Raw genomic sequence first — 17274 nt, forward strand, 5'->3', positions numbered from 1 at the left:
TCACTCGATGCAACAGACCCGTGTTTTCACCGCTGCTCTTGCAGCCTGCTTCACCTTTTTTGCGTTTGCCGCGCCCGCGACTGCCGCTGGTTCGCCACGTCCGCCCGAAGCGGCCATCAAGGCCGAGAATGCGCGCTGGGCGGATGCCTTTGCGCGAGGGGATTACGAGGCGATCGGCCGCCTCTACACCCGCGACGGCACGCTCTTGCCGCCCGGAGGCAACAAGATCACGGGACGCAACGCGATCATCGGGTACTTCACCAAGGGGTATGCCGGATCAAAGCCCGCCACCGTATCGTTCAGCAATGACGAGTTCTACGGTAACGACCGGGTCGTGACAGAGGTGTCGGATGTGGAGGTCCGCGACCACGACGGACAACTCAAATTCCGCGGCAAGCAGACGCTCGTCTTTCTGAAAGAGGACGGCGCGTGGAAGTTGCATCGCGACATGTGGAACGATGACGGCCCGCTGACGGCGGATGGCCATTGAGCGTCTGGTGAAACGCATGGCCATCTACCCAACGCGCCGCTAGTCCGCGAGAGGGACCTCGGCCAGGCAGCGCGCGGATCGGCCGGCAGACGCTGGTCGATCAGCGCGCGCCGTTCGATCGGCTCTCGCGTCGAATCGCTTGCGGCGGGTGCCCATGCAGTTTGATGAAGGCCCGCCGCATCCGTTCCGGGTCGGTGAACCCGACAGCCAGCGCGATCTGCTCGATCGGTTCGCTGCCGCCCTGCAGGCGCAGCCGCGCCGCTTCGACACGCAAGCGCTCGACCGCCTTCGCCGGTGTTTCTCCGGTTTCCCGGCGAAATGCGCGCCCGAACTGCCGCAAACTCAAACTTGCGGCCTCGGCGAGCCGCTCGACGGGCAACGCTTCCGCCAGGTGTTCCCGCGCAAAATTCAGCGCGATGCGGATGCGATCCGATTCCGGCTCCATCTGCGACATCGCCGAGAATTGGGACTGACCGCCCGGCCGACGATACGGAACCACCAAAAGCCGGGAGACAGCGCGCGCAACCTCCGCGCCCATATCTTTTTCAATCAAGCCGAGTGCCAGGTCGATTCCGGATGCGATGCCCGCCGACGTCCAGATGCGGCCCGCCTCGATATAGATACTGTCACCCTCGACCCTGGCGCGCGGGAAGCGCGACTGCAATTGGGCCGCGTATCGCCAGTGCGTCGTCACGCTCACGCCGTCCAGCAAGCCGGTTTCCGCAAGCAGAAACGCCCCCGTACACACGCTTGCCACCCGCGCAGCCCTGGCGCCCAGTTTCTTGGCGGCGGCGATGTTCTCCGGCGTCTGCATCGGATCGATGTCACCGCCCACGAAGATGACGGTGTCGAACGTGCGCCTCCCGATCGGCTTCGTGTCGACCGACAGGCCCGTATTGCCGGGAACCGGGCCGCCGGACTGCGAGATGACGTGGAGCTCATAGGGCGCGTGGCCCGCCGCCGTGGCGACCTGGTTGAAGGCCGACAGTGGCCCGCCCAGATCGAGCGCATCGTAGCCACGGCAAACGAAGAATCCGATTCGATGCATGACGAAGTCGTTAACTGGAAATCCCGAAAAGTCGCATTTTATAAGGAACCCTCAAATAGCGCCACTCAGCCTGAAATAAGGGAAATACGTCGTTTACGTCGTGATCGATTGTCCGTACGTCTAACCGCCGACATCTGCCGTGCCAGGATGGCAGCCAGCCCCACCCTACTCCGCATTCACCTTCCGCCACTGCATCGGCGACATCTCGTACCGTCCTCGAAACGCGCGACTGAACGCCGCTTCCGACGTATACCCAACCCGCCCGGCAATATCCGAAATCGGCGCGCGGCTGTACCGCAACAACTCCGCCGCCCGGTCGAGGCGCCAGGTCGTGAGGTAGCTCAGCGGCGCCTGCCCCACGACACGCTGGAACCGGTCTGCAAAAGCCGACCGCGACAGATTCGACAACTCGGCAAGATCACTCACGCTCCACGCCCGCCCGGGATCCGCATGAATGGCCGACATCGCCGGGTTGATCCGGCTGTCGATCGCGCCGGACAGCCACCCGTGCCCCGCCGAGCCCTCCGTCGCCCAGGTGCGCAGCAACTGGACGAAGATGACGTCCAGCAATCGGGAGATCATCGCGGCGGCGCCCGCGCGCGGACTCAACGCCTCGTCGAGGATGAAATGACAGCTCAGCTCCAGCCACTCGAACGGCCGTTCCCGCAACCCTTTCAGCACCAGCACCGGCGGCAGCACGGACAGCAACCGTTGCGACAGCACGCCGTCGAATCCGAAGTCGCCGCACAGCCAGGTAGTGTCGCCGCTCCCGATCGTCAGGCGCTCGCGATCGTAGTACTGTGGCGCGAGATCCGTGACGAGACGCGCGGAGCGGCCCGGCCGGTCGGAGATGACATGGCCGTGGCCATGCATCAGCATGACCAGGTCTCCCTGCGACGCGTGATAGCGCTCGTCGATCCCGTCCACTTCGATCGCCACGCTGCCGCTGCGGATGATGTGCAGACGATACTTGCCGGCAGGAAAGCGCAATCCGAAAGGCGCCGATGCCGCGCACGTGAAGACCGTGTTGCCGCGGATGCGGATCAGCTCCAGCACGTCGGAAAAGGCATCCCGCTTGAAGGCGAACGGATCTGCGTCATCGTCCAGCGCCGTCGGCGTTTGAGCAAAGAATTCCGGCTTTTTGGCCATGTCGCGTACTCGGATGGTCTTTATGATGGACACATCATTCACGCTGAACGACGCCGGTGTCAAAGACTATTCTCAAGGTGCGTGGCATTCGGCAATCGCGTAGTACCCCTTGTTTCGTTGCTGGCAAGCATGGGGCGGACGGATCCGGAAACACGAGGTCTCACGGGCGCGATGTTCGTCATCCAGCAATCACAGGAGCAGGGATATGAATCCGGAAACGCGTACCGATACGGTTGTACTGATTCACGGCCTGTGGATGACGCCGTTGTCGTGGGAACATTGGGTCACGCGCTACGAGCAGCGCGGCATGCGCGTCATCACGCCGGGATATCCGGGTGTCCAGCCGGGCACGGCCGGCGTCGAGGCGCTCCGCCGCGACCCGTCGCCGCTGGTGAATCTCGGCGTGCGCGAGATCTTCGATCACCTGGCCCGAACGATCGCCGCGCTCGACACCAAGCCGATCATCATGGGGCATTCGTTCGGCGGCGCGTTCGCCCAGCTTCTTCTCGACGCGGGCTACGGCTCGGCCGGTGTGTCGATCGACGGCGCCGCGGTGAAGGGTGTATGGGCGCTACCGTTCAGCCAGATCAAGGCGGCGTTCCCGGTCCTGCGCAATCCGGCCAACCTGCATCGTGCGGTGCCCATCACCGAGCACGAGTTTCACTATGCGTTCACGAACAACCTGAGCCTCGAGGAATCGAAGAAGGTCTATGACCGCTACGCGGTGCCCGTGTCGGGGCGGATCCTGTTTCAAGGCGCGTTCGCGAACGTCAACCCGAATGCCCCGACGCGCTACAACTTCGCGAACGACACTCGCGCACCGCTGCTCTTTATCGCCGGTGGGAACGACAACATCCTGCCGCCGGCCGTACAGCGCGAGAATTTCGAAAGGAATGCGAAGGGCTCGCGTACGATCTCGGCGTACAAGCTGTTCGACGGCCGCAGCCATTACACCTGTGGCGAGAAAGGCTGGGAGGAGGTTGCCGACTTCGCGCTCGACTGGGCGCAGGCGCCTGCGGCAGGGGATCTCGGCAAGGGTTGAGTTGCTGGTCAATGGCCCCATAAACGGCTATGGCCGTGAACCCGCCTGCTCTCCTTCAACAACTCTACCGGGCGGCCGATCCAGCCTCGCACGTCGATTCTTTTATCGCTCGTGCATGAGGCGAGTCGCGCACGATATGTGAACCCCGTGGAATCCTGAACGACGTCTTGTAGCGTCAACAGACCGTTGAACGACTTGTCGGCCTGACGCATTCTCCGGTTCGCCATTCGAGGCAGGCACCCCGTCGCGTTCCGTTTTCAATGCGCGAGCGGCACGTCGGCGGACATGGTGTTGGATTGCCCCGTCCTGGCACCCTCGGCCACGGGTGCAGGTCAGGCAATCCATCCTGGCACGCGTCACGCGCGCCGGCTTACGCGGCCTTGGCCAGCTCCGCGTCGATGGCGGCGACCAGCTTCGGGTCGTCCGCGGTCGTATCGGGCGAGAAACGCGCGACCACTTCACCCGTTCGGCTCACGAGAAACTTCTCGAAGTTCCACAGCACTTCGGGCGCCGGGTTCGGTTGAATGCCGTAGCCTTCGAGGCGCGCACGGAACGGGCCGTCGCCGGTCGCCTGCGGCTGCGCCTGGGTGAGCGAGCGATAGAGCGGATGCTTGTCGTCGCCGATCACGGAGATTTTCGAGAACAACGGAAACTTCACGCCGAAGGTGCCGGTGCAGAACGACTGGATTTCCGCATCGGTGCCCGGCTCCTGGCCCTTGAAGTTGTTGGCGGGGAACGCCAGCACTTCGAGACCTTCCGCGCGCTTGCCTTCGTAGAGCGCCTCAAGCCCTTCGTATTGCGGCGTCAGCCCGCATTTGGACGCCACGTTCACCACCAGCAGCACTTTGCCTTCGTAGGAACGCAGGGTTGTTTGCGCGCCGTCGATGGCGTTGACAGGAATATCGTAAATCGTGCCCATGTCTGCATCCTTCAATTGATCAAATCGGTTGGCGAGCCGCAGGAATCGCGGTGTATCGCGTTCATTGGAAAACTTTGGACGTCGGTCGGCAAAGGCGCGTTGTCGACGCTCGTGATCTGCGCGTGGCAGAGCCCTATCCTACTGCGATCGGTCAACTTCCTGCTTGCAGGCGCAGCCCGTGGGGGCCAACAGGCGACCTGGAAAGGCCCAGGCTTCGATACAACGACAGAATGGCTGCATAAGCATCGCCCCGTTGCCGGGGTACGCCATCAGCGGATGCGGTGCGTGGCAATATCCGAACCTTGGTCAGACTTCGGAACGCTCTACGACCACCTCGCTGATTTGAAGCACGGGCTGTATATCCGTGTAATTGGCGATGTCGGCCATGATCTCCTGCGCATGCGGGTCGCGCGCCGCCTGGAAAGCTTCGATAGAAGTGCAGACGAAGTCGCACTTGGCCACGTAGACAGGATCAGTGCCCGGGGCACCGCCTGCGATGCCCTTGTCCACCGTGTAGTACAGACATGCCGCACCGAGCCGCTGCTTCACCATTGGCATGTGCTTGTCGCGGTAGTAAGCATGATCGAATCGCGCGCCTGCGGCGTACGGGTACATGACACTGACTTTGATCATCGGGTTCTCCTGTTGCTTCATGGGAATCGAGGCGCCAACGCTCGCGAGACGACATCGAGGTCGCTGATACAGAGCGCGGCGGTTCTCGATTTTGCAAAAAACTCATCGAATTAACGATCCTATCCGATCAATGCGAGGCGAAGGCGGCAGTTGTATCGCTTTCAGATCGTCGCGGTCAGCGCTTCTTTTCTGCCGGGCGCACCAGACTCTCTCCAGTATCCGTCAACCTGGCAATGCTGTCTTTATCTAGCGCTGCGCTACTCATGGCCCACTTGCTTGAGCCACGCGTTTAATTCGCGCGTACGATCACGTGTTCGGTCGATTTCGCAAGTCAGTAGATCAAGATTACGATCTGCGCCTGCCTCGTTTATCAGATACCAGGCGGTACACTCGTTGTCGAGAAAACGGACCCATTGCCGCTGAGTCTGGACAAATTTCACCTTGAGTGCCGGATAGTCGACGTACTCGTCACGTGGGCGAGACATCGACTTCAAAACCTTTTGGTACGTGCGATTCAATTCGTCGTCTGCTTGCTGATATTCTTCTTGGCTACGCTGCAGCAAGCACTCGGGCGCCACGCTATCAGGTGTGCAATTCCGCGCTTGCGCAGCAGTGAACCACGAACATGTCAGCGCCATGGCGACGCCGAGCGCTGCGCGACGACGGCTGAACGCCGATGCGCGAGCATGCACGCTTGCTCCCATTCCTGTCTTTCCCGTTCAAATTGTGATCTGAGTCATTCTCGCATCGATCGCGGTCAACAGCGCCGACCGAAGCAGATACCGCCGACTTGCTTTCAACAAGCGCGACCAACGTTGAAAAACCGCTTGTCAACGAACGGCACGACCATGTCGGGTGACTGAAAATGGCCGATCGCAGCCACCCATCCACTGCGACAACTGGTCGGATTCGTCTTTACGAAGAGGACGATTCGACGCAATCACTTCGACGAATCAGGACCCTTATCGCGCGCAACAGATGTTGGTTTATCGTCGGAATCAGAGTTGCCGGAATCTCATGAGGTCCTGCGGTTCGGAAATCGGCCGCTCGCAGGATGTGAGCCTGTCCGCCGTTGAATTGCACGAACGCTTCGATCGTCGGGTCGTCCCGTATTGCCGCTTTCATGGCATCTTCATCGAACCAGTTTGACGAATAGAGGGTGAATGTCGGTGTATCGACTGGCGGAAGCGCCCGGAAACCTGCGTGAACGAGCCAGTCGAATTGCGCCCGGTCCATCTTGACGATACTGGACGCGCCGTAAAGACTGCTACCGTTGCGCGCGAGATGGTCGATCCACCAGTCGTTTTGCCATCGCTCGTAACCGAGCAACGCACCTTCCAGGCGCTCCATGTTCTCGCAGCCATCGCCGTGCAAGTTGATGTTCTGACGAAAAAATTCCAGAGCCGGGATGCGCCACTCCTCGCCTTTGAGCGTATACAGGATTTGCCCAATTCGACGCGCTGAACGGCCTGGTCGGGCCGGTGCATCAACGATGATTTCGTGCGAGTGCAAGACGCCTTGAGCCACATACTCGTCGAAGCGCGCCTTGAGTAGGACCGACGGCCGCCATTCGCTGTTGAATTCGATGAACCCGAATGGTTTGCGCCCTTGCACCATCAAAGCCAGCTCGTAACCTGTATGGACAAGGTATGGGATACGAACACCAATATCGACATACTTCGAGATAACGGCATCGCGCGAACCATGATCAAACTCGATCGCAAAGGCGTCGCATACGGCCGCGACCTGTGCCGGCGACAGAAGATAATAGTCATCGAGGTCCGCATCCTCGGGTGCGTCCGGGTCGACCAGCCGCCGCAGCGCATCCAGGTCGTCGGTTTCGAATCGAATCTCGAGGCACGGATACAGAAGATCCGGATCGATCGCCGACAGAATGAACGGGGTGCTCGGATAGGCCATGGCAGTTTCCGGTGCGTCAGTTTGAAGACATCGACATACGCCAGGTCACCTTCGATCGCCGATGTTTCCAAGTTGATCGCAGAAATCCACGGACATCACACGCAATCGGAGACGGCTTGGCGCAGAAACGCTGGACTAGACCACGCAGACACCATCTGGTCGTCTGACGTCAGTAGCAAACGAAAATCAGCTCCCGATCTGGCGCTGCATGAGATAGAACCTCATGTCGTCGCGCCCCTGCATTGAAACCGGTTTCGGATCGCGATTAAAGCCGAGCATCTCATAAAATGGGTATGCCGATTCCCGCGCCGTACACCAGAGCAATAATCCACGCTGTTCGCGGACATGGCGAATGGACAGATTGACCAGAAGGCGTCCGAATCCCAGACCACGCACCGATGGATGGACGGCCATGCCGCGAAGGCGCCAGGCTTCAGCGTTCAAAACACCGGATTGTCCTTCTTGACACACCGACGCCACCGCCACAATGCCGTCGTTATCACGCACGGCAAAGTGCCTTGTCGTCGGGGCGAGGTCTCCGGGTAGCGCACTCCCTTCTTCATCTCCGGCCATCAAGATTGCGGCCCTGAGGGGATAGGTTTCTTCCGCGCGAACGGCGCAGATGGTAAAGCGCACATCTTGTGAAGTCATCTAATTGTCGGCTCGCTTCATCACGCAGATAGTCTTCCGGTTCGCTTTCAGCATACCCACTCGCAAAATTATCAGTTGCCGGGCGTAACCAGTAAGGGTAATTTCCTATCCGTTATCTCTTTTTCAATCATACGCTAACTGCGATCACAGATGACGTCGAAAGTCTCGACAGATGCAGAGCTTGCCTACGACGAGATCCGATCGAGGATCTTTGACGGCCGCCTTGCGCCTGGGCAGAAAGTATCCCATCGAGGATTATCGGACGAACTCGGTTTCGGCCAAATGCCCGTGCGCAGCGCATTGCATTTGCTCGAGTCCGAAGGGCTGGTCGTGGTGATCGAAAAGAGTGGGACCTATGTCGCCTCGCCGACTACGAGCGATCTCCGCGAAATTTTTGAAATGCGGCTGGCCCTCGAGAGTACAGCGGCGTTTCTTGCAGCCAGGTCGGGCGTAACGGCAGACCTTCGCGACGCGGCAGAGAAAATGCAGGTGCTGATTGACCAGGACGTCGCGGACATCATGCTCGAGCAACGTGTCGGTTGGGTATTTCATCAAGCATTGTTTGCCGCCGCAAGAAACGTGCGAATCTCATCCGCGTATAGTCTATTGCGAGCCCAAACCTTGGCGCTAAACGAACTCCCGCGTAGCGACGCCGAAACCGTTCGGCGCGGCACGATCGAGCACCTGAAAATCTTTCACGCAATCGAAGCAAACGACGGCGAGCTTGCGCGTCAGCATATGTGGAATCACATCGTTGACGGCACGCCCGCCCGGATAAAACTACTAAAGGCGCGGCATGAACACGAAAAATAAGGGGCTTTCCCTCCCGCTGCAAATGCTTGGCGGGCTTGTCCTGGGCGTCGCTTGCGGCGTATTTGCTCCTGGCTTTGCCGGGAAGCTGGGCTTTCTCAGTGCGATGTTCGGCCACGCGATCAAGATGGTCGTCATGCCGTTGATCTTCCTGTCGGTCACGGTCGGTGTCTTTCGTGCGGGCCGACTGCGCGAACGGCTCGGAAAGGTCGCACTATCCAGCATCGTCTTCTTCGTTTTGATGACTGGCCTGGCTGCGTCGCTCGGCCTGCTGCTCAACTTCGCATTTCGGCCGGGTCTCGGTGCGAGCCTCACGCACTCCGGATCGATGCCAGCAGCACTCGCATCCAGCATCGACTGGACGAAATTTCTCGTTGATTTGATCCCCGCGAACATCGTCGCTGCGCTCGCCGCAGGGAATTCTCTCCCGGTGCTCGTTTTCGGCGTCATTTTCGGTGCGGCATTGGCGGCTGCCCCGGAGCGTGCCGAGCCTGCGATTGCCGTTTTCGAGGCGCTGCTGTCGGGACTGTTCAAGATGACCCAGTGGGTGATCGCATGGTCGCCGCTCGCGATCTTCGCCGCGATCGCGCAGCTGTTGTCAGCCAAGGGCTTTGCCGGCGTGCACTCGCTCGTCGAGCTTCTGGGCGTGGCCTATCTCGGCATGGCGATTCTGGCGGTGGTACTCACCCTCGTCATTCGCGTCGCCGGTCAGTCGCCTCTCGCCGTTCTCAGGAAAGTGAAGGAACCGCTGATCCTGGGTTTCACGACGCGTTCGTCCGAAATTACCTACCCGTTGCACCTGAAGAAGCTGGTTGAATTCGGCGTTCCCCACGGCGTGGCGTCCACGATCTTGCCGCTCGCCTATATTTTCAATCGCGACGGCGCGGTCCTCTACACGGCCCTCGCGGTCGGCTATCTGGCTGACGCCTATCATCTCGCCTGGTCCTGGCCGCTGGTGATCACGATTTTGATTTTGACGATCATCACCATCGACGGCGCAGCCAACGTGCCCTCCGGAGCAATCGTCGCCATCACCATCGTGCTGACGTCGATCGGGTTGCCGGCCGATGCGGTGCTGCTGCTGTTGGGCGTCGACGCCTTTTTCGACATGGGGAGAACTGCCCTGAACGTCTACGGGAGCACGGCGGCGGCGGCTGTCGCGGTGAGGCTTTCCGGTTCGGAGGACGGTATCGCCGCCGAAACCGTAACGCGTCAGGCAAGCGTGTGAGTGCTTCGGAAGCGACGGGCAGGGGGCGCTTCACTGTTGCGCCCGCCCATTGCAAGGCGCCGGGGCACATCTACTCGAGCATCCGGGTACGGCGACGAGAACAGGATTGGATGATCGTTCGTTTCCATTGATCTTCGGTTAGCAGAACGACGGATCTTTTGCAGGAGAAACAGTATGGTTGGTTCAGAGTCCGCAGATTATTTCATGCTGCGCCTAGGCACGCCGCATCCGACATGGGCGTTGACTGATGACAGCAACATGATTGGCATCGGCAATTGTGACGGCGTGGTGAGTGCCCTGTTCGAGCTGGATCGCAACCAGATCGCACGGATTAGAGCATTGGGCCAAGCGGTGGAGAGAATCAGGTGTATTTGCGACCGCGCGGGCCGGGAGCTGCACTTTTATCTCCACGGCAGACAGGTGTCGCCCGGCGTGTGGGCCGGAGTCGCGTCGGCCGATCCCGACTATCTGCCGACCGCCGCGATGATCTCAACATGGACAGTACCGACGAAGCCCTGCGATGCCTTCAAGTTTCCGAGCGTGAGTGCACGTGTGGTCGCATCCGTTAGCCCAGCCTAAACTGCGATCACAGATTATTGCGCAAGGTCGAGCCGGATAAGCCCCGACTTTCGGGGGCCGATCGTTTGACATGTTCGTCCGGCCGCGCGCGCACGCCGTTCAGTGCCTTTGGTTCTGGCACACTCAACCTCGGATCGCCAGGACCATTTTGCTGGCCAGTTCATCGGCCAGCACTTTTCATTCATGGGTATTCGGTCATCGAGCGACGCCCTTTCATCGCGAAGCTCAAGCACGAGACTACGCGGAAGCCCGCAAAAAACATCCCGCCAACCCTGCAGCAGAGCCTGCGCCGCACGTGACGAGACGCAACGCGTGACGTTCGCCAAGCCCCACGCCCGCCCGCTCCAAGACCGAAAACTCTGCGCTCCTCAACCGCCCTACGGCGCTCACCGCATCACCGCCCAGGCCCCCTGCTCGCCCCGAGCGCTCCCCGTTCGAACATAATCCGAAACATTCAGCGAAACCGTATCGGCCTTCGCCTTTGAGCGCGTCTTCCGCGCGACTGCCAGGATCGGCGTCAAATGCTCGTAAAAGCATTCGAGCTGTCGTGCGTCAGACGCCAGTCGCTCAAGATCGCACGCCCGCTCGAGAATCAATCGAGCAATATGAAAACGCTGAAGCCCGTGGCCGACCCGAATCTGAAACACGACGCCATCGCTGCTATGCGGCACCCCCGCCCACACAAGCGAACTGCGATCCATAAAGCCTCCGAAAAATCCCAATCGTCACACCAATATGCCAGCCATCTCCGACGTTGCATATTTGTATTTCAAAATTGTGGCGTTTCACACATTGGCATTTTCGTAAAACTCGAATATTGCGCCGCAGCAAAAGTATCCGTAGACTGGGTTTGCGCGTCCGATGTAGTTGCCCCGCAGTCGTCCCATGACGGGAGAGCACGCGATGACGACTTCTTCACCAGCACTGAACCAGGCACCCCCTGCGCTCCACGTGTTCCAGCAAGATGGCGGCTGGCACTGGGGCATCACGGTTCCTCGCTCCGCGGGATCCGGCTTCAAACTGATCGCATTCAGTACCGACATCTTTTCCACGGAAGACACCGCACAACGCGACGGTGATCGGGCGTTGGCCTCCATCGTCGCCAGGAACGTGCATTGAATCTGGCGGATCGGGCAAGTGCGCCTTCCTTGAATTTTCACAGCCAACTGCAATACTCCTATCACCCTTCGTTGCGGGACCCTTTACCGCGCGCGATGACGGACTTCGCCCCTTGTCTGACCTACCCGATCGTCGGTGACGATCCAGGCCAGCCGGTCGCTGCCTGCGGCCTCGGTTGCGGTACGTTGCAATCAAGCTCCCGGCGAACGTCATACGAGAAAAATGCGGCACAGCGGCTGCTGCAACCACGCAATGACGCACCGTGCTCGAAAGCAATCGAGAGACGATCACTGCCGCGGTCAATCGACAGACGTTGCCGAAAGGCGGCCGACAGCCCCCACCCAACCAGTCAGACTGCTCAACCGAGGCCCGCTTGCGGCCGGCATGCCGATAGCAGACAGGAGACGTTACGTGAACATCCGGATCTTGATGCCCTGCACCCTGGTTCTTGTTGCCCTCCATGCTCACGCGGCAGATATCACCGGCGCAGGCAGCACTTTCGCAGCACCGATTTATGCAAAGTGGGCCGATGCGTACAAGAAGGCGGGCGGCGGCAAGGTCAACTATCAAGGCATCGGCTCGTCGGGCGGCCTGAAGCAGATCAACGCGAAGACGGTCGACTTTGCCGGTTCGGACGCTCCGCTGAAGGATGACGAGCTCGCGAAGGCAGGCCTGTTCCAGTTCCCGACGGTGGTCGGTGGCGTGGTGCCGGTCGTCAACGTGCCGGGCGTGAAGGCCGGCGAACTGACACTGTCGGGCCCGGTGCTCGGCGACATCTACCTCGGCAAGATCAAGAAGTGGAACGACCCGGCGATCGTCGCGCTGAATCCGAAGGTCAAGCTGCCGGACACGGACATCGCCGTGGTTCGTCGTGCTGACGGCTCGGGCACGAGCTTCATCTGGACGAACTACCTGTCGAAGGTCAACGGCGAGTGGAAGTCGAAGGTCGGCGAAGGCACGGCGGTCAACTGGCCGACGGGCACGGGCGGCAAGGGCAACGACGGCGTCGCAGCGTTCGTGCAGCGCCTGCCGGGCGCAGTCGGCTACGTCGAATGGGCATACGCGAAGAAGAACAACATGGTCTACACGGCCCTGAAGAACTCGACGGGCACGGTGGTCGAGCCGAAGACGGAAACGTTCAAGGCCGCTGCTGCCGGCGCGAACTGGTCGAAGTCGTTCTACCAGATCCTGACGAACCAGCCGGGCAAGGACGCGTGGCCGGTCGTCGGCGCGACGTTCGTGCTGCTGCACGCAACGCAAGAGAAGCCGGCACAAGGTGCGGAAACGCTGAAGTTCTTCGACTGGGCATTCCACAACGGCAACCAGGCCGCCACGGAATTGGACTACATCTCGCTTCCCGAATCGGTGGTGTCCGAAATCCGCACGCAATGGAAAGCGAAAATCAAGGATGCTTCCGGTAAGCCGGTTGCAAACTGAGGATTCCGGATGAGACGCGCAATCGCCCGCATTCACCTCGCAGCGCAGGAGGACGCAACCGCCGATCGACGCACACCGCGATGGCGAGCGGGCCTGATTGAAGCATGAGACGGACGCACTGCCGATTACGTTGCAATCAGCGGACGATTTGAGCCATGCGCGAAGAAAGCGCTTCACCGAACCAACGCGCTCCTGAAAAGCTGACCCCCATGCCTTGCGAAGCCTGCACGACCATGCACGCGACTTCCGATCCTGTCGCCCATCGGGAAATGGTGGAATTGCACAAGCCAACGAAACTGCGGCCGCTAGGACGGCCCGCAATCGTCGTGCGACAGTATCGCTGCCGTCTTTGTCATACGAACTGGCTGGTGGAGTCCGATCCGTTGCAAGCCGGCGTCACTGAATGGCTCTGCCTGAACGGGTCAGCGAACATTCTCGCGCCCTCTTCCACACCGCAGCCGGATGACGTGGCAACCGGGCGCGCCGAAGAAGCCGCTATCGGGAACACGACGTTGCGGCTGAACCCGGCGCCTTGCGATGGAGGGAACGCCATTTTTTATCGCACTACGGCAGGTAAGGCGTGATGTTCGTCAACGCGCGAGAAACGTACTCCTCCTTCTCCCCCACCGGCGCCACGTAGTGCAGTGCGCTCCGTGCGGCTTCCTCGCCTTCCAGGCGCGCGATGATCCACGCGGCCAGATACTGCGAAGCAAAGCAGCCACCTGCCGTTGCGACGTTGCCTTGTGCGAAGAATGGCTGATTGAGGACTGCGACGCCCGCCTCGACGACCCAGGGTTTGGTCGTGAGGTCCGTGCACGCCGGGATGTTGTCGAGAAGGCCGAGCTTTGCCAGCACCAGCGTGCCCGAACATTGGGCGCCAATCAGTTGCCGGGTCGGATCGAGATTCAGTTGCTCCATCAGCGTCGCGTCGTTGACGACATCCCGGGTTTGAATACCGCTCCCGACGATGACGGCATCCGCCGCGCGTGCGTCCGCCAACGTCGACTGCGCCTGCACGGTCACCCCGTTCATCGATGTGACGAAATGCTCCGGGCATGACAGCGTCACCCGCCAGTCGGGCTTCTTGATTCGGTTGAGTACGCCCAGCGCGATGAGGGAATCGAGTTCGTTGAAGCCCTGAAAGGTCAGAATGGCGATGTGCATGGGGTGCCCTGGCTGAGGTCTGTCGATGCATATTGCCAGATCGGCGCGATGTACGGATTGACGTTGGCGAAAACTGACGGTTGCTGTTTCGGCCACGGGGGCCTGGTCGGAAGGTGCACGTCGCGTTCTCACATCGGCGCTGCTTTCCGGGGCGGCAGTTCATGAAGCGTAGCCTCACCGAGGAATCGCTTTCCGTTTGGCCCCGTGGGTTCGGAAAGTCAGTGGATTGGCTGTCCGACAACCCGGGCCCACATCGCCCGAACGCGTCGCGCGCGGTCTTCGAAGAGATATGACGCCGCAAGCGTCAAGACACCTGAAATGGCACCCGTCACGATGTGCTCGACGTAGGGGATGCGGTAGTGACTCGTGTGCGAGTAGGCATCGCCCACCGTGGTCAGGACGCCAACAACCAGCGCATTGCCGTATCGATTCGCGTAGAGTTTTGCCACGGGCGTGAAAGTCAGAAGGACAGCCAGGAGTCCGGTCAGCAGCCCCGTCTGAAATGCGATAGTCCAGTGGGCGAGGCTCATGATATTTCCCCAGCTCCCCGGCATGCACGTCATGCACGCACTGGTCGGCTGCCAGAAACGCTGGACAAACAGTCTGACGCGGTGATTCCACTCGGTTGACATGATGCATTCCCATCCATGCCGTCGCCGCGGCCGGAGCCGCCACACGTATCGTTGAAGCAGTTTTCGAACTTTTCGGCGAGCTCGCCGCCGTCGTCACGGATGGGTCGGCTGTGTGCCGTGGAGACTTGGCAATGCCGGACATGGGGGAATACTACTCCACGATTAGACGGCCGCTGTTTCGATCGAGACCGAAATTTCAACGCTCGAGTCTATCGGGGCGGCCCCGTCCGTGATGCCTGTCGAACGAGGTGCTTGCGCGCGAAGTCGCCGGCCGGCATCGACCCGAAGGGTCGGTCGCCTTGCCAGTAAGCGGCCGTTCGAACTATCTATACTTCCCCGACAACATGCTGCCTCCCTGAGCCAGAACGCAAAAGGACGCTCCCATGAGACTGCTAACAACTGCTGAAGCTGATGAATACCTTCAGAAGATTGGCATGCACATCGGAAGTTGGAATCAAATCGCCGACATACCGCGTGAAAGTACTGTACGCACCTACCTGCCGTACAGTGCGCCCACTAACTCGAGGGAACTGTACGTGTTTGCGCATCACGCGGCCGGCTGGTTGCCCGCAGGCAAGTGGAAAATATTCCAGATCGACAATTCGAGCGCATTCCGCGGGGACGAGCTTCGGTTCATCGATACCCTGCTCGGATCAAATACGGACCTGGACCGTGAAATCGATGTTGGGTCCCGATCTCTTTTGTTCGATGGGGCCGCAAACGCGAACCTCGATGTTTCTACTGAACTGACCATCGCAAGGCTCATCTATCTTTTCTTGCTTTTCGAACAGCATGCCTATGTGGTCTCCTCGGCGAGTTTGAATGGTCAACGGCTAGGCGTACAAGACGGCGTTATCTATTTCGAGTCCGATGTCTTCTATCGCCCTATAGCTGACCAACTGATTCGCGTGTTCGAGTCTGAGCCATTGCGGCTTCCGTCATGGATGGACCGCTTTTTAGATATCGCTTGATTGACCGCCGCTGGCCGGCCGCTGTTCAATGCGGCCGCCCAAATACGCCCCGTTGCTGCAGATCGAGCCGTTGCACCTCAAGGGCAAGTATCAGAGCACTACGGTCACGCGCTCCGAAGCGCCGAAAGCTTGCCCTCCTTTGACGGATCGGCTTCAGCAACCGAAAGCCCGGCACACCTCGCAATTGACCTGACTCCAGCCCTGCACCCATCACGACTTGCGGCCCCAATGGCAAGCAACGATCAGAGATCTCCGCGCACTTCACCGGTTCCCAGCGCGCTCCGCTGCCGGTTGACTTCCGCCCAAAGCTCATCGCTGTCGTCGTTGCGCAGCACGACCATCCAGTCCAGTTGATCGTCGGTCACGCCGAAGTATTCCAGGATTTCCCGTCGAGCCGCATCGATGAACTGCGCGTATTCCGGGGTTGCCTGGGCCCGCGCGTGCAAGGCGTCGTATTCGGCATCGTCCGCGCCGCCGCCGTGCTCGTCGATATAGCGCGAGATCCACTGGTCCCGTTCGTGGTCGTAGTCCGCCTCGGCGCGCATCGCCTGCAACGCCGTGTAGAAATCCAATTGGGCAAACGCGGCGATCGCCGCCGTTGTCGCCTCGTCGAATGGTGTCGTCATTTCATCTCTCAAGTCAGTCATCGCACATCATCGCACGGGCCGCACCCGGGCCGGCCCCTCGAATACGAACCGCGCGCACATGCCATAATTCGCCCGTTCCCGAGCTACCGGATGCATCGTGTCATACGCGAAATGATTTTGATCAGATCACTTGCCGCCTGTCTGTTGATGGCTGGATGTCTTGCTGCAGCGCACGCCGAGACGTATCCACCCGAAGTATCGAGAAGCATCGACAAGCTTCAGTCCCAATGTTCCCGCAAGTCCAACGATCCCAAGGCGCCAGCCTGCATCGAATACAAGGCCACGTTGGCCCGCACCATTCCCTCTGCCGTCCAGGCATTGATGCATCAGGAAGAAGTCGCCAATGACCAATGCCGGAACGGTCCGGCGCCGAAGTTGTTGCCTGACGGGCAATATGCGCCGGGAAGCGCGTGCGCACAACGCGAACAACTGATGAAGACCCTTCACCAGCACGGCTGGTGCTGGGGCCATACGGACATGGATAGCTACCTTCCAGGTTGGGTGATCTGTCATCCCGGTGAATGGCAGTAAGACCGCCCCCATAGCGGGACAGCATTCCGCAAGGCTGCGGCGGCGGATTGGAGGTTCCAGCCTTCGCCGGCGAAGCTCGCACCCGCTGTTGCCGCAGCAAAGAGTCGAACAGGTTTCCCGGCCATCCGTTCAGTCGCTCGATCTGCCTTTGCAGCGCTAATCCTCGCCGCCGTCCTGGCATCAGCAACGGGCGCTTGTCCCGGCGGACTTTCCTGAACCTCCCGTTTCAGCCTGAAACGGTGGCCCTGAAATTTACGTCGACGGATCGCAATGGGCTGCAGATTCAACCCGACGACGCCACGCA

At 60.3% G+C, this 17274-nt stretch carries 21 protein-coding genes; 10 read left to right on the forward strand and 11 right to left on the reverse strand.

The annotated features are described in order from the left end of the window. Positions 1 to 7: 7 nt before the first annotated feature. Positions 8 to 490 (forward strand): YybH family protein, encoded by a 483-nt coding sequence (locus CFB40_RS33675; RefSeq protein WP_089429761.1) that lies wholly within the window; start codon positions 8 to 10, stop codon positions 488 to 490. 100 nt (positions 491 to 590) lie between these two features. Here CFB40_RS33675 and CFB40_RS33680 read toward each other — a convergent pair whose 3' ends face one another. Continuing rightward, entirely contained in the window at positions 591 to 1538 is a 948-nt protein-coding gene (locus tag CFB40_RS33680; protein WP_089433764.1) for a GlxA family transcriptional regulator, read from the reverse strand. Between the two features lie 165 nt (positions 1539 to 1703). Then, positions 1704 to 2687, reverse strand: coding sequence for an AraC family transcriptional regulator (locus CFB40_RS33685; RefSeq protein WP_089433765.1), 984 nt, complete (start codon positions 2685 to 2687; stop codon positions 1704 to 1706). A gap of 205 nt (positions 2688 to 2892) precedes the next feature. Here CFB40_RS33685 and CFB40_RS33690 point away from each other — a divergent pair, with 205 nt between their 5' ends. Continuing rightward, positions 2893 to 3729 (forward strand): alpha/beta hydrolase, encoded by an 837-nt coding sequence (locus CFB40_RS33690; protein ID WP_089433766.1) that lies wholly within the window; start codon positions 2893 to 2895, stop codon positions 3727 to 3729. A 370-nt stretch (positions 3730 to 4099) separates the two neighbouring features. On the opposite strand, the gene CFB40_RS33695 is transcribed toward CFB40_RS33690, so the two are convergent. From CFB40_RS33695 to CFB40_RS33715, 5 genes are all read right to left on the reverse strand, one after another. Further along, positions 4100 to 4648 carry a glutathione peroxidase gene (locus CFB40_RS33695; protein WP_089433767.1) on the reverse strand — a complete coding sequence of 183 codons (549 nt, stop codon included), beginning with the start codon at positions 4646 to 4648 and terminating at the stop codon, positions 4100 to 4102. A 306-nt stretch (positions 4649 to 4954) separates the two neighbouring features. Further along, positions 4955 to 5281, reverse strand: coding sequence for an EthD family reductase (locus tag CFB40_RS33700; RefSeq protein ID WP_089430128.1), 327 nt, complete (start codon positions 5279 to 5281; stop codon positions 4955 to 4957). Positions 5282 to 5538: 257 nt separating this feature from the next. Beyond that, positions 5539 to 5985, reverse strand: a complete 447-nt coding sequence (locus CFB40_RS33705) for a lysozyme inhibitor LprI family protein (protein WP_089433768.1) — start codon at positions 5983 to 5985, stop codon at positions 5539 to 5541. Positions 5986 to 6196: 211 nt separating this feature from the next. Continuing rightward, entirely contained in the window at positions 6197 to 7201 is a 1005-nt protein-coding gene (locus CFB40_RS39300) for a hypothetical protein (protein WP_256976957.1), read from the reverse strand. A 186-nt stretch (positions 7202 to 7387) separates the two neighbouring features. After that, positions 7388 to 7852 carry a GNAT family N-acetyltransferase gene (locus CFB40_RS33715; RefSeq protein WP_089433769.1) on the reverse strand — a complete coding sequence of 155 codons (465 nt, stop codon included), beginning with the start codon at positions 7850 to 7852 and terminating at the stop codon, positions 7388 to 7390. A 150-nt stretch (positions 7853 to 8002) separates the two neighbouring features. Here CFB40_RS33715 and CFB40_RS33720 point away from each other — a divergent pair, with 150 nt between their 5' ends. The 3 genes from CFB40_RS33720 to CFB40_RS33730 all read left to right on the forward strand — a co-directional run bounded on the left by CFB40_RS33720 (position 8003) and on the right by CFB40_RS33730 (position 10469). Continuing rightward, positions 8003 to 8665 carry a GntR family transcriptional regulator gene (locus tag CFB40_RS33720; protein WP_089429767.1) on the forward strand — a complete coding sequence of 221 codons (663 nt, stop codon included), beginning with the start codon at positions 8003 to 8005 and terminating at the stop codon, positions 8663 to 8665. Then, the gene (locus CFB40_RS33725; RefSeq protein WP_089429768.1) at positions 8649 to 9890 is read left to right on the forward strand and encodes a dicarboxylate/amino acid:cation symporter; all 1242 of its coding nucleotides are present in this window, start codon (positions 8649 to 8651) and stop codon (positions 9888 to 9890) included. The genes CFB40_RS33720 and CFB40_RS33725 overlap by 17 nt, the downstream gene beginning before the upstream one ends. Positions 9891 to 10064: 174 nt before the next feature. Next, positions 10065 to 10469: a hypothetical protein gene (locus CFB40_RS33730; RefSeq protein WP_089433770.1), complete on the forward strand. Its 405-nt coding sequence runs from the start codon at positions 10065 to 10067 to the stop codon at positions 10467 to 10469. A 386-nt stretch (positions 10470 to 10855) separates the two neighbouring features. On the opposite strand, the gene CFB40_RS33735 is transcribed toward CFB40_RS33730, so the two are convergent. After that, the gene (locus tag CFB40_RS33735; protein ID WP_089433771.1) at positions 10856 to 11170 is read right to left on the reverse strand and encodes a hypothetical protein; all 315 of its coding nucleotides are present in this window, start codon (positions 11168 to 11170) and stop codon (positions 10856 to 10858) included. 202 nt (positions 11171 to 11372) lie between these two features. Between CFB40_RS33735 and CFB40_RS33740 the strand changes: the two genes are divergently transcribed. The 3 genes from CFB40_RS33740 to CFB40_RS38390 all read left to right on the forward strand — a co-directional run bounded on the left by CFB40_RS33740 (position 11373) and on the right by CFB40_RS38390 (position 13609). Beyond that, complete coding sequence (locus CFB40_RS33740; protein WP_089434022.1) at positions 11373 to 11588, forward strand: hypothetical protein; 216 nt, start codon at positions 11373 to 11375, stop codon at positions 11586 to 11588. A gap of 429 nt (positions 11589 to 12017) precedes the next feature. Next, entirely contained in the window at positions 12018 to 13025 is a 1008-nt protein-coding gene (pstS, locus tag CFB40_RS33745) for a phosphate ABC transporter substrate-binding protein PstS (protein ID WP_089433772.1), read from the forward strand. A 155-nt stretch (positions 13026 to 13180) separates the two neighbouring features. Then, a complete protein-coding gene (locus CFB40_RS38390) occupies positions 13181 to 13609 on the forward strand; it encodes a hypothetical protein (RefSeq protein ID WP_143329925.1) in 429 nt (142 codons plus the stop codon). Here the strand turns inward: CFB40_RS38390 and CFB40_RS33750 are convergent. Further along, entirely contained in the window at positions 13590 to 14189 is a 600-nt protein-coding gene (locus CFB40_RS33750) for a DJ-1/PfpI family protein (RefSeq protein WP_089433773.1), read from the reverse strand. The genes CFB40_RS38390 and CFB40_RS33750 overlap by 20 nt on opposite strands. 218 nt (positions 14190 to 14407) lie before the next feature. Next, positions 14408 to 14821 (reverse strand): hypothetical protein, encoded by a 414-nt coding sequence (locus CFB40_RS33755; protein WP_089429773.1) that lies wholly within the window; start codon positions 14819 to 14821, stop codon positions 14408 to 14410. Between the two features lie 383 nt (positions 14822 to 15204). On the opposite strand from CFB40_RS33755, the gene CFB40_RS33760 reads away from it, so the two are divergent. Next, positions 15205 to 15792, forward strand: a complete 588-nt coding sequence (locus CFB40_RS33760; RefSeq protein ID WP_143329926.1) for a hypothetical protein — start codon at positions 15205 to 15207, stop codon at positions 15790 to 15792. 242 nt (positions 15793 to 16034) lie between these two features. Here CFB40_RS33760 and CFB40_RS33765 read toward each other — a convergent pair whose 3' ends face one another. Then, complete coding sequence (locus tag CFB40_RS33765; RefSeq protein ID WP_089429775.1) at positions 16035 to 16418, reverse strand: ATP-dependent protease; 384 nt, start codon at positions 16416 to 16418, stop codon at positions 16035 to 16037. Positions 16419 to 16529: 111 nt separating this feature from the next. Between CFB40_RS33765 and CFB40_RS33770 the strand changes: the two genes are divergently transcribed. Next, positions 16530 to 16970 carry a hypothetical protein gene (locus tag CFB40_RS33770; protein WP_254600112.1) on the forward strand — a complete coding sequence of 147 codons (441 nt, stop codon included), beginning with the start codon at positions 16530 to 16532 and terminating at the stop codon, positions 16968 to 16970. Positions 16971 to 17274 lie beyond the last annotated feature (304 nt).

This window comes from Burkholderia sp. AU31652 (assembly GCF_002223155.1).
GTDB lineage: Bacteria > Pseudomonadota > Gammaproteobacteria > Burkholderiales > Burkholderiaceae > Burkholderia.